We start from the raw sequence: 14,745 nt of genomic DNA on the forward strand, positions 1-14,745 counted from the left end.
ATGGCCAATCAATGGTTCCGCATGTACGCCGAGTTCGCATCGGACCCCAAGGTCCAGATGCTGAGCGAGGCCATGCAGCGCCGTCTGGTGATGCTGTTCTGCATGCGTTGCAGTGACGTCACAGTGACGTTGAGTGACGATGAGATCGCGTTTCAGATGCGCATCAGCGGCGAGGAATTGGCCGAGACGAAGGCGCTCTTCATCCGCAAGGGGTTCATCGATTCGGCCTGGCAGATCGTCAATTGGGAGAAGCGCCAGTTCGCCTCTGACACTAGTGCCGCAAGGACTCGCGCCTACCGTGACAGGAAGCGCGACAAGGGTGTGACGTCACAACCGTCACAGTGTGACGCCCTAGAACAGAACAGAACAGATACAGAACAGAAGAGAGAAGAGCGGGGTGCACCTGCTCCGGAGGTCGATATGGGGAATCCCATCTCGGCGGCTCCGGCAGCATCGCGGTCGCCGACCGGCTCCCGCCTGACGCCCGATTGGCAGCTCGACGACGTGCAGCGCGCATGGACCGTGCAGAACTGCCCGGGACTGAACATCGCCGTCGAGGTCGAAAAGTTCCGCGATTACTGGCTGGCCAAGCCCGGGAAGGACGGCCGCAAGACCGACTGGCCGGCGACCTGGCGCAACTGGGCGCGGCGTAGCGCCGAGCGATTCCATACGCCGCCACCGAGCAGCAGTACGGTGGCCGGCGGCGGGAGGAAGGCGCTGTGAGCAACGTGACCCCCGCCTTCGCCGAAGAGGCCGTGATCGGCGGCCTGCTGCTGGACAACATGCGGTTCCACGACGTCGCCCCGCTGGTGAGCGTCGACCACTTCACCAGCCCGCAGCGCGCCCGGGTGTTCGGCCTGATCCGCGACCGCGTGCTGGCGGGTGAGCCGGCCGATTCGGTGACCATCGGCGAGGCATCGCCGGATGACTTCGACTTCGCCGTGCACCTGGCCAGCAACGTGCCGGGCTCGTCGGCGGTCGTGGCCTACGCCGAGATCGTCCGCGAGAACTGGCGCCGCCGCGAGGCCGTGCAGGTCGGGCTGGAGCTGGTGTCGGCTGCCCGTGCTGGCGAAACCGACGCGGTGGACGTCGCAGCCGGCCGGCTGCTGGCGCTGAACGCCACCGTCACCGCCTGCGAGTACACCGGCAAGCAGGCGCTGCAGCAGGCCTGGCGCGAGGTGGACCGCAACTTCGCCAACGGTGGCCGGCTGCCGGGAATTCCGACCGGGCTTACCGCGCTGGACGAGATTCTCGGCGGCTGGCACGACAGCGACCTGACGATCATCGGTGGCCGTCCGGCCATGGGCAAGACCGCGTTCCTCGGCGGCCTGATCGAAGCCGCGGCGGACGCCGGCAAGCGCCCGGGCGTCATCAGCGCCGAGCAGCCCGCCGTGCAGCTGGCGCTGCGCCGGCTGTCCCTGGTGTCGTCCGTCGCTGCCTCGCGGCTGCGCAACGGCCAGCTGGAGGATGAGGATTGGACCCGCCTGCAGTCGGGCATGGCGAGCGCCGTCGCCCGCGACATGTGGATCTACGACCGGTCGGCGGTGACGCTCGACGAGCTGGTCGGGATCGCCCGGAAGTGGAAGCACGCCCACGACATCGGAATCCTTTTCATCGACTACGCGCAGCGCATCAGCGTGCCGCGCGCCGACCGCATCACCGAGGTTTCGCAGGTCGCTCGCGGCATGAAGAACCTCGCCCGCGACCTGCAGATTCCGGTGATCGCCCTGGCCCAGGTGGTGAAGACCGTGGACCAGCGCATCGGAGACAAGCGGCCGAACGCTGGCGACCTGGCCAACAGCGACGAGCTGACCCGCGAAGCCGACCAGATCCTGATGCTCTACCGCGACGAGGTCTACAACCGCGAGTCGCCGGACCGGGGCATGGCCGAGGTACTGATCGAGAAGAACCGACATGGGCCGACCGGGTTCAAGAAGGTGCGGTTCCTCGACGAAACGATGCGCTTCTGTGACGTCGGCGGTGACAAATGGTGACGTCACAAGAACGGCACGCAGCGACTCAGGCGGGCCGCTACATGCGCGACGCACACAAGGACCGCGCGTCGGTCCCGATGTTCGAAATGGGTCCAGACGGCCACGAGCTGCGCAAGGCGTGGCAGGCCGGCTGGGACAAGCGAGATGCAGAGATCAAGAGGAGAGCGGCGTGATTATCCAATTGGCAATCGCAGCAACTGGTGTGACGGCAATCTGGCTCACCCAGTCCAAGAGCGAGCGTGTCCGGCGGTATGCGTGCCTGTTCGGCATCGCCGGGCAGCCGTTCTGGTTTGCGTCGGCAATCGCCGCCGAGCAGTGGGGGATCTTTGCCCTGTGCTGCTTCTACACTTGGGCATGGTCGAGGGGCGTCTGGAACAACTGGCTATCGCCGCGCAGGAAGGGCGCTGATGGCCTGACCGCTGGTCAGCGCCGGCTGAAAGTCGCGCATGGCGATCCCGAGGAGTTCGCCAACGCAGTTTGGCGCGCATATCCGAGCTTCATCGGCGCCGACGAGGCGAGCGCGGCCATTTTCAAATACCGCACCGAATGGGAGGCCGCATGAACGACATCGAGAAGAGGGCGCGGGAGCTGCTGGAGAGCGAATACCGGCGCGAAGATACGGCGGGCGCGCGGCTGATGGCTGGCTGCCTGCGCGATGGTGAAACGCATGGCTTTGAAGTAGAGCTGCGCGCCATCGTCGCCGCCATGACGATTCGGGAGGGCGAACTACTGGCTCGTGGGGCGGTCAACCTGCTGCGCGAGAAGGGCTCCGGCGTCGTCTTGGCCCAAGAACTCGATGTAGTTCCTGCGACCGCACTCGGGGCAGATGAAGCAGGTGCCGTAGGGGTCGGTGGTCAGGGTGACCACCCCGTCGGCGCCGAGCTGGCAGAGGTCGCATCGGAGCATGAGGTTGGTTTACTCCTGGCCAGTGACGGGCATTTGACATCACCGCTCGTGCAGCAGGCGCGACAGTTCGTGGCCCGGGCCATGGAAGAAAACCGCGATCCCGAGTTTGCCAAGGCGGTGCTCGCCGGGCGCTACGACAACGGGAATTCCGTGAAAGCAGTATCTGTGGCTCTCGCTCTCATCCCGCAGTGGCAGTCCATCGAGTTCAACGAGGATGGACAGCCGACCAACGTTCCGGAAGAGACTCCGATTCTCGTTCCGCCCACGAAACGGCTGGGGATGACGGTGGCGAAGTGGAGCCGCCGCGATGGCTGGGAGACTGAAACCACCTCTGAGTGGGTAGGCATGTATCGGCCGACCCACTGGATGCCCTTGCCCGCCGAACCTGAGGTGACGCAGTGACCGACAAGCGCCTATTCGCGGTGCGCCGCGACAACCCGCGCTCCCAGCTGGTCGGGGAATCGGCCATGTTGGAAATCGCCCAACGACTGGCTACGCGGCAGGACTTTGACATCGAGGTCCGCGAGCCGAAGCGCACGCTGGATTCGAACGCCTGCATGTGGGCCACGCTCGCCGACATCGCGCGCCAGGTCGAGTGGCCGCACACCGACGTCGCCGGCAACTGGAAGATCGGCCTGATGTCGTCGGACGCCTGGAAAGCCATCCTCACCGCCGGGTTTGAGCAGGAGATGCGCCAGGCGCAGGGCATCGGCGGGGGCACGGTCATGCTCGGCGCGCGCACCAGCCAGTACAGCCGCCGGAAGATGGGCGACTTCCTCGAATTCACCCACGCGTGGGGCGCCGAGAAGGGCGTGAAGTGGTCCGCCCGCGCGCAGGACGAGCTGGCCGACTTCGGGCCGGTGCGGAGGGCTGCATGATTACTGCCCCCGCACTTCGATATCACGGCGCCAAGTTCCGGATCTCGGGCTGGGTGCACCAGCATCTGCCGGCGCACAGGACCTACGTGGAACCGTTCGGCGGCGCTGCGGGCGTCCTGCTGACCAAGCCCCGCAGTTATGCCGAGGTCTACAACGACCTCGACGGCGACGTCGTGAACTTCTTCCGGGTGCTCCAGAAAGCGAGCCTGCGGGACCAGCTGATCGAGGCATGCCAGCTGACGCCCTACGCACGGGAAGAGTTCGATCTGGCCTTCGAGGAAACCGAGGATCCGGTTGAGCGGGCCCGTCGTCTCGTCATCAGAGCGCAGATGGGCTTCGGCTCTGCCGGCGCAACGAAAGGGAAGACCGGATTCCGGATCGACTCGCAGCGGGCATACGGCACCGCGCAGCACCTGTGGGTGAAGTATCCCGAGGGTCTGGCCGCGATCGCGGAGCGCTTCACCGGCGTCCTAATCGAAAACCGGCCGGCGGTAGAGGTGATGCAGCAGCACGACACCCCGCAAACCCTCCACTACGTGGATCCGCCGTACGTACACAGCACTCGCGTGATGCAGTCCGGCAAAGCGGGCTACTACCGGCATGAGATGGGCGTGTCCGACCACGAGCAGTTGCTGACAGCCCTTCTCCAACTGCGGGGGATGGTGGTTCTTAGTGGCTACCGGACCGAGCTGTACGACGACACGCTGGTTAGCTGGCAACGGGTGGAGACCACCGCCCGAATCAGTGCGGGACGCGGCAGCGCCACCCGTACCGAATGCCTATGGATATCACCATCAGCGGCTGAGGCTGGCCACCAGCCTGGACTTGCCTTCGGAGATGCGGCATGAGGTCCAAGAACTCCAAGCCATTCACCCCGGCCGAGTCCGCGCACATCGAGGCCGTAAAGTGGCTGCCGTGCAGCGTCTGTGATGCGCCGGGGCCGTCGGATGCCCACCACATCAAGCAGGGCCAGCATTTCACCGCGGTAGCGCTATGCAAGGACTGCCACCAGGGGCCAATCAACGGCTGGCACGGCATGAAGGTGATGTGGCGGGTCCACAAGGTGGACGAGCTCGATGCACTCAACGTGACCCTGCAGCGGCTCGGGCAGGGCCTGATGAGGGCCGCAGCATGAAGCACTACGCGCTCGGCCGGCTCAAGCCAGGCCAGATGAACAAAACCGAGGCGGCATACGACGCGCACTTGGCGCTGTTGCAAGCCGCCGACGAGATCCAGTGGCGCCGGTTCGAGGGCGTGAAGCTGCGCCTGGCCGATAAGACCTTCTACACCCCTGACTTCGCCGTCATGGCCGCCGATGGCGTCATGGAGATGCACGAAGTGAAGGGGTACTGGGAAGACGACGCCCGGGCAAAAATCAAGATCGCCGCCGACCAGTATCCGTTCCGCTTCCGCGCTGTGATGGCGCGCGCCAAGAAGAATGGCGGCGGCTGGGTGGAGGAGCTGTTTTGACCAGGAGCGCACGCATCCGACAGTGGCTGATCGACAACCCGGGTTGGCACTTCGCCGGGGACGTTGCCGAGGGAATGGGCGTCGAGGGACACGAACGGCTGCGCGTATCGCAGCAGCTATGCCGAATGAGCGCCGCAGGAATTCTGCATGTGGCCGGGAAGCGCGGCTCTATGCGGTTCCAGTTCCGCCGGCCGGCACGAAAGATGACGCCGAGGGCAGCTGCATGACCACCGTGACCGCACTCCACAGGGGAGGCCGAACCATGGGCAAGTCCGTTGAAGCCAAGGCGCGAACCGGTAGAACTACCAGTGTCGCTTTCCGGCAGGTGTGGAAGCCGCGCCCACTGTGCGTGGTGGACCCCGCCAGCCCGATCGAGGCGGTATCCCGAATCGTCCCCCGCATCACAGAGAACCAGCGCGCATGCACCACAGCCAGCTACCTGCTCATCGATCCGGCGACCTCGCAGGCATTCGTGCTGCCCGAGGACAAGCCGGTCGCGGTGGAGATGGCCAGGCTCGGCACGCGCTCGCCGTACTGGCCATGGCTGGTGGGGCTGTACCGCTTCACGAAGGCCGACGAGCAGGCCGCGGTGCTGGTGCTGGACGACATCAGGGAGCACCTGGGCATCGTGGCACCGGCAGCGCCTGCGCCCGAGAGGTTCGAGCAGCTCAGCCTGTTCCCACCCATGGCGGCCGCCGCATGAACGAACTCAAGCGCCCGTCTACCGAGGGTCATATCGGTAGCCCCAGCTGGCAGGTGGGCAACAGCCAGCACCGAGGGAACGGGTTGCCGCGTTGCGGCGGCGGGGAAGGGTTGCAGCCCGGACCCGTGACCATCTCCGCCCGTGCGACCGAGGAGGCCCTGCGGTGATGAACGACCCAATCGCCCAGGGCCTGCAATACCTCGCCTCGGAGTTCAGCCTGAGCCGGCAGGAGTGGCGCGACCACCACCGCGGCGGCGACTCGCTGCTGGACTCGCTGGTGAGCCACGGCTACGCGCAGGAGAAGGGCGAGCGGTTCGGCATCACCCGGCAGGGGCGGGTGCGGTTGCAGGAGGCGTCGGCATGAGGGATGACACAAAGGAAATCCTCGAGCGCCTCTGGAAGCGCCGCGAAGAGGTCTACCTCAGCACCCAGAAGAGGCCCGAGGTGTTCGTGGTCTCTCCGCAGGAGCATTGTCAGCTCCGGGCTGACTGCGCGCCGATGCAATCAGCTATCCAGTGGGGCCCAGGCGATGGGATGACCGCGTTCGGCATTCCGGTCATCGTTCTTCAAGACGTTTTCGTGCACAAGTCCCAGTTCAACTGGATTGCCAGTGAACTTGGCCACGACCCTGCCAGCCTTCCCCGTGAAAACGGGCAGCGGTACTTCGACTGGGTCGGTGGTGGCATTCGGTACTGGGATGGCTACAGGGGGATCCCCCGTGGCTGATGCCCTCTGTGTAGGCGGACCCCTCCACGGGCTGCGTCGTCCCACCGATGCAACCGTCTGGCTGTCGAGGACGATTGGCGGACCGGACGGGCAGGGGGCGGAGAGGCACGCATACGACCTGCGCATGGCCTTCCGTGAAGGCCGTAGGATCCGCTGGTGGCAGTGGCGCATGAAGCCGCGCTGGACATCGGCTGGCATCAAGGGGCCAAAGCAATGAGCTACAGCACGGTGGACTGGGCCTGCGACCAGATCAGGGCATACGAGGCTGCTCACAATCAGAAGCCTGACTCGCTGCTCCTGACCGAGGTGCAGGCTCTATCCCTCCTCGAGGGTACGTCTCGGCTTCTGGGCGACTTCCGGCCTCTGGCTGAACAGTTGCAGGGGGTCCGCAAGGGAGAGGTGCGCCTGATGGGTGTGCCGCTGAAGCTGTTCGAGGTTCCGCATGGCCAAGCCCAGTAAGAAGGCGTCCGTTAAGAAGCCGGCGGCGGCCAAGCCTAAGCCTAGTGGTCGCCCCAGCAGCTACACGCAGGACCTGGCTGAACGGGTGTGCGTGCTGATCGCTCAGGGAGACAGCGTCGCCAAGATCGGGGAAATGGACGACATGCCTGATGCCCGGACCATGTTCCGCTGGCTGGCTTCGAACGCTGGTGGGGAGGAAGATGACCCGGCCTGCTTCCGACAGCAGTACATGCGCGCGCGCGCGTGCCGGGCTGACGCTCGCTTCGAGCGCCTGGACGAGATCATGGAGATGGTGGGGCAGGGGAAGCTCGACCCAGCTGCTGCCCGCGTGATGATGGACGCGATCAAGTGGCAGTCGGGCAAGGAGAACGCCAAGCGCTACGGTGAGAAGGTCCAGCTTGCCGACGCCGATGGCGAGAAGCTGCCACCCCCGCCGCCGTTCTTCATCATGCCGGTGGCCCCGCCCGCCAGGGACAAATGAATCCGGCCATCAAGCCGCTGCAGCCGCGCAAGCTTGAGCCGCACACGCCGCTGACCTTGCCGGTCAAGCTGATGCCGGTGCTGGAGCCGCGGCAGTTCAAGGTGCTGTACGGCGGCCGAGGCTCGGCCAAGTCCCATAGCGTGGCGCAGATACTGGTCATGCTGTCGATGCAGGCCAAGCACCGCATCCTGTGCCTGCGCGAGATCCAGAAGTCCATCGGCCAGTCCTCGAAGCGGGTGATCGAGGACTACATCCAGCGGATGGGGCTGTCGGCCTACTTCAAGATCAACAAGAAGGCCGAGGACGGCATCACCTGCCTGCTGACCGGCTCGACCTTCAGCTTCTCGGGCCTGCAGGACCACACCGCCGACAGCATCAAGTCGTTCGAAGGTGCGACGCTGGTGTGGGTGGAGGAGGCGTCCAACGTCTCGACGACCAGCTGGAACAAGCTGATCCCCACGATCGTGCGCACCACCGGCGCCGAGATATGGGTGACGTTCAACCCTGACCTGGAGGACGACTACGCCTACAAGCGCTGGGTGGTGGGCAACGACCCGGACGCGATCGTCATCCAGATCAACTACCTGGACAACCCGTGGTGGAACGAGGCCATGGAGACGGAGCGCCTTAAAGTGCTGGCCGTCTCGCAGGACCTGCACGACCACATCTACGGGGGCAAGCCGCGCGGCAAGGCCGGCATTCTGTTCAAGCGTCACTGGTTCAAGCGCTTCAACATGGGGGAGCAGCCGAGCGGGCTGCGGAAGTACCTGGCCAGCGATTACGCCGGCGCGCCGGACGCGGACGACCCCGAGGCAGATCCCGATTACACCGAGCACGGCTGTGTCGGCCTCGACCACGTGGGAGACATGTGGTTCACCGACTGGTGGAGCGGGCAGGAAGACCCATCCGTGTGGATCGCCGCCTGGCTGCTGATGATCCGCCGCAGCAAGCCCAAGCCGCTGATCGCCTTCGAGGAGAAGGGCGTGATCCTGCGTGCGGTGGACGGCTCCATCAACAAGGCCATGAAGGAGCGGCAGACCTTCATCCACCGCGAGGGCCTGGCCAGCGCCGGTAGTAAGGCAGACCGCGCCTTGGGCTTCGCCGCCCGCGCGGCCACCGGTTCGGTGCACATCCCCAATACCGACTGGGGCGACCGGCTGATTGACCAGCTGTGCGCCTTCACCGGTGAGAACGGCAAGCGGGACGACATGGTGGACGTGTGCAGCCTGCTGGCCCGCGGCCTGGACCTGATGAGCGACGGCAGCTTGCCGGCCGAGAAGAAGGCTCCGCCGCCCGAGGTGTTCACGGACAAATGGTTCGCCCAGCGCGCCGCCGGCGAGCGTGCCGAGGAAGAGCGGAAGTCCCGCTACTACGACTGATCGTCCGTTGATGCCACTGGCAGAACCGGCAACGTGACGGCAAATGACCTCACGAATCCGCCATGACTGACCAGCCGATTGCCGCCCTCGAAACCGGCATTGCCATGGCCGCCCACCCGGATCCTGCCCGCGCCCAGCAGATGAGCCGAGAGCAGGCCGACGTGAAGCGCTGGATGGCGCGGTTCGAAGAGGCCCGTGAGTACGACAAGGACGCCCGCCGGCAGTACGCCAAGGACCGGCGCCAGGCGCGCGGTGACTCGGGCTTCCTGGTCGATGCGAACCTGATCGGCACGTACATCGACATCCAAGAGGCGTTCCTCTACGCCCGGAACCCTGACTTCGACGTATCGCCCGGCCCGGCGCACCGCATGCCCAGCCCTGAGCAGCTGCGGGACGTGATCGAATCGAACGAGCAGCTCATGGCCCAGCTGCAGCAACAGGCCGAGGCTGACGCGATGGAGGTCGGGCGGCAGGTGGCCACTGACCTCGTGGGCATGGGCGTCGACCAGCAGCAAGCGCTGGCCCAGAGCATGCAGGCGCAGGAGTCCTTCCTTGCCCAGGGCGGCGTCGAGAAGCTGGTGAGCGACGAGGTGATGAAGCTGCGCAAGCAGTACGCCCGCCGGTCCCGCGAGATGAAGCAGTTCTGCGAGACGCTGGAAGCAGTCGGCACCCAGCTGTGGAAGGACGCCAACCTCAAGCGCCGCGGTCGGCCGTGGGTGCGCTCGTCGCTGACGATCGGCATCGGCGTAATGAAGGCTTCGTGGCAGGAGCGCACGGAGATCTCGCCAGAGACGCAGACGGCGATCAACGACCTGCAGCAGAACATCGCCCGGGCGAGGGCGCTCAAGTCTGAGCTGGAGGATGGCTCGGCGGGCGCGCTGGCCGGCGCCTGGGACACGGTGAAGGGGGTGTTCGGCAACGACCAGGAGGCGAAGATCGCCGACCTGCAGCGCCAGCTCGAAACCATCCAGGCCGGCGCCGAGCGTGTCGTGGCCCGGGGTTTCGTGGTCGATAACTTGGACGGCGAGAACTTCCAGGTGGCGCCGGGCTACACCATCGCAAACCACCTCGACGCGCCGTGGAACGCGGAAATCTCGTTCATCTCCTACGAGGACGCGCTGGCCCAGTTCGGCCCGTACCTGGCCCAGTACGACCAGAAGGGCAGGGCAGAGGAGATCCTGGCCAAGGCCACGAAGTACTACCCGCGCAAGCCTTGCATGGGCAAGAACGAGAGCGTCAGCGCCGCGACCGCCGACAGCGTGACCGCGCAGGATGCCGACGCCTACGTCACCTCGCCGGATGTCGGCACTGGCTGCTTCCTGCGGGTGGTGGAGATCTGGGACGCGGTGAGCAACACCGTCCTGACCGGCATCACTGGCGTTCCGTACTGGGTGAAGCCCGGGTTCAACCCGCCGGCCACGACCCGGTTCTATCCGTATTTCGTCCTGTGCACGTCCGAAGTGGACGGCCAGCGTCACCCGCAGAGCCTGGTGTCGCGCTCGGCCAAGCTGATGGACGAATACAACCGCATCGGCTCGGCCGAGGCTGAGCATCGCCGCCGCATCAAGCCGAAGATGGCGTTCCACGCCGGGGCAATGGAGCAGGAGGAGGCGGACAAACTGGTCAAGGGCGTCACCGGTGAATACATTGCGCTGAAGTTGACGCAGCCTCAGGCCGACCTGCGTGCCCTTCTGGTGCCGGTGGCCTACCCGCAGATGGACATGGCGGTCTACAGCCGCGCCGGCATCACCACCGAGTTGGAGCGCATCTGGGGCATCCAGGAGGCGCTGTCCGGGTCGGTCAACACGGCCAAGACCGCCACCGAAGCCGATATCCAGCAGCAGGGCTTCCAGGCGCGCAGCAGCAGCCGGCGCGACAGCGAGGAATCCCAGCTCAGCGACCTTGCCCAGTACACCTGCGAGATCGCCCGCGTGTACCTGAGCGACGAGGACGTGCGCTTCATGGCCGGCCCCGCGTCGTTCTGGCCGCCGTACCTGGGCCCGGACGACCTGACCGAGTTCGTGCGCATCGAGATCCGCGCCGGCTCGTCTGGCAAGCCGAATACCGCGCTGGAGCGCCAGTCGTGGGCCAACCTGCTGCCGCTGCTGCAGACCGGCATCACCCAGATCGGCCAGCTGCGCGGCGCATCGCCGGAGTCCATGGCCGACGCGATGGAGCAGCTCATGCGGCTGACTGCTGAGCGCAGCGGTGAGCGCTTCGACATCGACCAGTTGATCCCGCAGAACGACGGCACGCAGCCGGCAGCGGCCGCACAGGCCCCGGGCGGCGCACCGCCCCCGCAGGGTGGCCAGCAGCCGCCCATTGAAGCAGCACCTCCCGGTGGCGCCCCTGCCGCCGATCCCCTCGCAGCAGCCTGATAGGAGCAAGCCATGCCCGACCCGACCGATACCCCGGCCACCGCGCCGGACACCACCCCGACCGACGTAACGGCAGACGCGCTGTCCGCGTTGGACGCAGGCCTTGCTGCTGCTGCTGACGGCAGCGAGCCGCCTCCGATCGTCGCCGAGCCCGTCACCGACTCGAACACTCCGCCGGCCGATGGCGTGCCGCCTGCAGCGGACGGCACGCCGCCGGTTGCTGACGGCCAGCCTCCGGCCGATGGCCAGCCGCACGCGCAGCCCGCTGCCGACGGCGCCACGCCGCCGGTTGATGGTGCGCCGGCAGCGCCGGAGCCAGACGCCGAAACCGAGAAGGAAATCACCGATCTCAAGCTGAGCGAGCGGTCGGCCGAGCGCTTCCGCACCTTGGCTGGCCAGGTGAAGGAGTTGGCCCCGATCCGTGACGCACTGAAGGCGGCCGGGATCGAGGACATGGGCCGCCTACCCGATCTGGTGCAGCGCGCCAGCGTCGGCGAGGACATGGTGAAGATGGTCACCGAAACCGGCACCACGCCCGAGCAGTACGGCATGGCGTTGGACTACCTAGGCCTCATCAGCAAGGCGCAGAGCGGGCACATGCCGTCTGCCCAGCAGGCCTACGACGTGATGTCCAAGGAGCTGGCCGTGCTGGCGCAGATGCTCGGCAAGGAAGTGCCGGGCGTGCACGACCCGCTGGCCGCCCATGCTGATCTGTTGGCCGAGGTGCAGGCCGGCGACCTGCCGCGCGCCCGAGCGCTGGAGATCGCCTCCACCCGCGCGCAGGGGCAGTACAGCAGCGCAGCCCAGCGCCAGCAGCAGGAACAGGAGCAGGCGGCGCAGCAGGCCGAACAGGCCGGGATCAAATGGCTCCAGCAGTTCGACGTCAAGGCAAGGGCCCAGGATCCCGCATATGCGGCAAAGCGCCCTGCGCTGGATGCGGCTGTGGCACAGATCCGGTCCACCATGCACCCGAGCCAGTGGCCTGAGGCTACCGCGCTGGCCTACGCCAACATCGCCGCTCCGGCACCGGTTGCTGCAGCGCCCGCCACCCAGGCAGCACCGGCCCAGCCGCGCCCCGGCCCGATGCGGCCCAGCGGCCCGCGCCCGACCATGGCCCCGGCCTTCGACAACCCGCTCGACGCCCTGAACTTCGGCATCGACCAGGCCAACAACGCCGCCGCCTGATCCAACAAGACCCCGCTTCGGTGGGGTTTCTCGTCTCCGTTGACGCGTTGCGCAGCACGGGCAATCTGGCCCTGCGGCTGACAACCGCGCCACGCAAGCAGCAAGCCGGAGTCGCGACCGGTAGGGCAGATAGAGGCTTCGCCCCCCTCGACCGTGGATGGAAGCAAGACCCCATTCCCTTTCGAGGATTCACCATGCCTTTCACTCCCGAACAGCTGGCTATCGGCGCGAACTACACGCTCGAAAGCTTCGCCAAGAATGACCCCATCGACCAGATCAGCATCCAGCATGCGACTCTGGACCTGTTCGTCTCGAACAAAGAAGTCTCGTTCTTCGGTAACGGCATCTTCAACGAGAAGCTGTTCACCTCCAACGACAGCAACTACCAGAACTACAGCGGCGCCGACCAGGTCACGTACAACGAACGTGACCCGAACCGGATGGCCAAGTTCCAGTACTACAGCAACCACGAGGGCTTCTGGTTCGACGAGGACCGCCTGATCGCCAACGGCATCAACATTGCCGATGACGGCGTGGCCGTGCCCGACTCGACCGAGAAGGAACAGCTGGTCAACCTGTTCCAGTCGAGCTGGACCGCGCTGCGCAACGGCCTGCAGGAAGGCCTGGCGCTGGAAACCCTGCAGAACGGCTCGCAGTCGGCCAAGGCCGTGCCGGGCCTGGACCACATCGTCTCGACCACCCCGGGAACCGGCGACATCGTCGGTGGCATCAACGCGAGCACCAACACCTACTGGCGCAACAACGCCAGCATGGCCATCGCCTCCGGCGGTGTGGTTGCGGCGCTGGACGCCATGTGGGACGCCTGTATCCGCTACGGCGGCGCCATGCCGACCGACATCCGTTGCGGCCAGGCCTTCCTCAACGCTTACCGCGCCGAGGCGAAGACCGACGTCAACCGCCAGATCATCGTCACCCCGCAGGGCGGCACCGGTCTGGATGCGTCCGTCACCCGTGTGTTCTACCGCGGCATCGAGCTGATCTGGGACCCGACCTTCGAGCTGCTGGACGCTCGCCTGGGCGCGATCACCTATCCGTGGACCAAGCGCTGCTACCTGCTGAACCGCAACTTCATCAAGTTCCGCCCGGTGAAGGGCCACTGGATGAAGAAGCGCAAGCCGGAAAAGCTGCCGGATCGCTACGTGACGTACTACGCGCAGACCAACAAGTACGGCATGACGGCCAAGAAGCGCAACGTCCACGCCGTGCTGTCGATCGCCTGATCCGGACGCCCCGGCTTCGGCCGGGGCTTTCCCCCAGCTCCAGAGGAACCGTCCATGAAGTCCACTCCGATCACGAACACCGCCTTCAAGACCGGCAACAGCCCGTTCCTGCGCGGCGGCAGCGCCACCTTCTCCAACTACGCGGCATCGGCGGCCACGCTGCAGGGTTCGGCCACCGAAACCGGCACGTACACCACCATCGCGACCTTGGCCGCTACCAGCGACACCGAGGTTTCGAACCTGCCGCAGTGGATCAAGTTGTCCGCTGCCGGGACCGTCTACGCCCTCGCGGGCTGATCTCAGGGCGGCTCCTCACGGGGCCGCTCCTCCCCCGATTCCCGTAGGAGGGAACATGAGCAACCTGACCAAGATCGTTACCGTGGTGCTGGCCACCATCCAGCGCAGCTCCGAGGTGACCATCAGCGACACCTTCTTCGAGCACGAAATCCCGATCCTGGAGCTGATCCACGGCGAGGACAACGTGAACGTGGTCAATGCGGATTACCACGCCATCGAGCTGCCGAACAACGCCACCCAGGAATACCAGCGCCTGCTCACCAAGTACGGCGAGAAGTACCGCTCCGTGATCGACCAGGTGTTCCGCGCCGGGCCGCGCGACGTGGCCAAGGAGCTGGACATGGACATCGGCAAGGACAGCTTCAAGCGGCAGTCCGAAGCCGTCGTCGAGAGCCGCCTGCCGCCGCGCCCGGGCCAGAAGGACTACGAAACTCCGGCCAGCACGGCTGCCTCGCTCGTCGGCGGCACCGTGACCGCAGACACCGACGCCGAGGAGGAGGAGCTGGAAGAGCTGACCCACTCCGAGCTGCGCGCCGAGCTGACCCGCCTGGGCATCGAGCATAAGGGAAACGCCTCGAAGGCCGACCTTCAGGCGCTGTACGACGCGGCACAGGCCGGCGCTGCTGACGACACCCTGGGCGGCTGATC

The 14,745-nt window shown here is 66.1% G+C and carries 19 protein-coding genes; all 19 read left to right on the forward strand.

Going from position 1 to position 14,745, the window contains the following annotated elements; genetic code table 11:
* The 19 genes from ACREPD_RS05505 to ACREPD_RS05595 all read left to right on the forward strand — a co-directional run bounded on the left by ACREPD_RS05505 (position 1) and on the right by ACREPD_RS05595 (position 14,743).
* The gene (locus ACREPD_RS05505; RefSeq protein ID WP_431598373.1) at positions 1-723 is read left to right on the forward strand and encodes a hypothetical protein; all 723 of its coding nucleotides are present in this window, start codon (positions 1-3) and stop codon (positions 721-723) included.
* The gene (locus ACREPD_RS05510; RefSeq protein ID WP_431598374.1) at positions 720-1,994 is read left to right on the forward strand and encodes a replicative DNA helicase; all 1,275 of its coding nucleotides are present in this window, start codon (positions 720-722) and stop codon (positions 1,992-1,994) included. Before ACREPD_RS05505 ends, ACREPD_RS05510 begins: the two co-directional genes overlap by 4 nt.
* Positions 1,995-2,163: 169 nt before the next feature.
* Positions 2,164-2,556 carry a hypothetical protein gene (locus ACREPD_RS05515; RefSeq protein ID WP_431598375.1) on the forward strand — a complete coding sequence of 131 codons (393 nt, stop codon included), beginning with the start codon at positions 2,164-2,166 and terminating at the stop codon, positions 2,554-2,556.
* Positions 2,553-3,302, forward strand: coding sequence for a DUF551 domain-containing protein (locus tag ACREPD_RS05520; protein ID WP_431598376.1), 750 nt, complete (start codon positions 2,553-2,555; stop codon positions 3,300-3,302). The genes ACREPD_RS05515 and ACREPD_RS05520 overlap by 4 nt, the downstream gene beginning before the upstream one ends.
* The gene (locus ACREPD_RS05525; protein ID WP_431598377.1) at positions 3,299-3,778 is read left to right on the forward strand and encodes a recombination protein NinB; all 480 of its coding nucleotides are present in this window, start codon (positions 3,299-3,301) and stop codon (positions 3,776-3,778) included. The genes ACREPD_RS05520 and ACREPD_RS05525 overlap by 4 nt, the downstream gene beginning before the upstream one ends.
* Entirely contained in the window at positions 3,775-4,626 is an 852-nt protein-coding gene (locus ACREPD_RS05530; protein WP_431598378.1) for a DNA adenine methylase, read from the forward strand. Before ACREPD_RS05525 ends, ACREPD_RS05530 begins: the two co-directional genes overlap by 4 nt.
* Positions 4,623-4,913 (forward strand): hypothetical protein, encoded by a 291-nt coding sequence (locus ACREPD_RS05535; protein WP_431598379.1) that lies wholly within the window; start codon positions 4,623-4,625, stop codon positions 4,911-4,913. The genes ACREPD_RS05530 and ACREPD_RS05535 overlap by 4 nt, the downstream gene beginning before the upstream one ends.
* Positions 4,910-5,248, forward strand: coding sequence for a DUF1064 domain-containing protein (locus ACREPD_RS05540; RefSeq protein WP_431598380.1), 339 nt, complete (start codon positions 4,910-4,912; stop codon positions 5,246-5,248). The genes ACREPD_RS05535 and ACREPD_RS05540 overlap by 4 nt, the downstream gene beginning before the upstream one ends.
* Before the next feature lie 262 nt (positions 5,249-5,510).
* Positions 5,511-5,951 (forward strand): hypothetical protein, encoded by a 441-nt coding sequence (locus ACREPD_RS05545; RefSeq protein ID WP_431598381.1) that lies wholly within the window; start codon positions 5,511-5,513, stop codon positions 5,949-5,951.
* 166 nt (positions 5,952-6,117) lie between these two features.
* A complete protein-coding gene (locus ACREPD_RS05550; RefSeq protein ID WP_431598382.1) occupies positions 6,118-6,315 on the forward strand; it encodes a hypothetical protein in 198 nt (65 codons plus the stop codon).
* Positions 6,312-6,677, forward strand: coding sequence for a hypothetical protein (locus ACREPD_RS05555; protein ID WP_431598383.1), 366 nt, complete (start codon positions 6,312-6,314; stop codon positions 6,675-6,677). The genes ACREPD_RS05550 and ACREPD_RS05555 overlap by 4 nt, the downstream gene beginning before the upstream one ends.
* A 156-nt stretch (positions 6,678-6,833) precedes the next feature.
* On the forward strand, positions 6,834-7,136 hold the full coding sequence (locus tag ACREPD_RS05560) for a hypothetical protein (RefSeq protein WP_431598384.1): 303 nt from the start codon (positions 6,834-6,836) through the stop codon (positions 7,134-7,136).
* Positions 7,120-7,617 carry a hypothetical protein gene (locus ACREPD_RS05565; RefSeq protein ID WP_431598385.1) on the forward strand — a complete coding sequence of 166 codons (498 nt, stop codon included), beginning with the start codon at positions 7,120-7,122 and terminating at the stop codon, positions 7,615-7,617. The genes ACREPD_RS05560 and ACREPD_RS05565 overlap by 17 nt, the downstream gene beginning before the upstream one ends.
* The gene (locus ACREPD_RS05570) at positions 7,614-8,996 is read left to right on the forward strand and encodes a PBSX family phage terminase large subunit (protein WP_431598386.1); all 1,383 of its coding nucleotides are present in this window, start codon (positions 7,614-7,616) and stop codon (positions 8,994-8,996) included. The genes ACREPD_RS05565 and ACREPD_RS05570 overlap by 4 nt, the downstream gene beginning before the upstream one ends.
* A gap of 62 nt (positions 8,997-9,058) precedes the next feature.
* Complete coding sequence (locus tag ACREPD_RS05575; RefSeq protein ID WP_431598387.1) at positions 9,059-11,374, forward strand: hypothetical protein; 2,316 nt, start codon at positions 9,059-9,061, stop codon at positions 11,372-11,374.
* A 12-nt stretch (positions 11,375-11,386) separates the two neighbouring features.
* Positions 11,387-12,559 (forward strand): hypothetical protein, encoded by a 1,173-nt coding sequence (locus ACREPD_RS05580; RefSeq protein WP_431598388.1) that lies wholly within the window; start codon positions 11,387-11,389, stop codon positions 12,557-12,559.
* 194 nt (positions 12,560-12,753) lie between these two features.
* Positions 12,754-13,800: a phage major capsid protein gene (locus ACREPD_RS05585; RefSeq protein WP_431598389.1), complete on the forward strand. Its 1,047-nt coding sequence runs from the start codon at positions 12,754-12,756 to the stop codon at positions 13,798-13,800.
* Positions 13,801-13,854: 54 nt separating this feature from the next.
* Positions 13,855-14,097, forward strand: a complete 243-nt coding sequence (locus tag ACREPD_RS05590) for a hypothetical protein (RefSeq protein WP_431598390.1) — start codon at positions 13,855-13,857, stop codon at positions 14,095-14,097.
* 55 nt (positions 14,098-14,152) lie between these two features.
* Positions 14,153-14,743: a hypothetical protein gene (locus ACREPD_RS05595; RefSeq protein ID WP_431598391.1), complete on the forward strand. Its 591-nt coding sequence runs from the start codon at positions 14,153-14,155 to the stop codon at positions 14,741-14,743.
* Positions 14,744-14,745: the final 2 nt, after the last annotated feature.

Origin of the sequence: Stenotrophomonas sp. (assembly GCF_050737075.1) — a bacterium.
In the GTDB taxonomy this organism is placed as follows: domain Bacteria; phylum Pseudomonadota; class Gammaproteobacteria; order Xanthomonadales; family Xanthomonadaceae; genus Stenotrophomonas.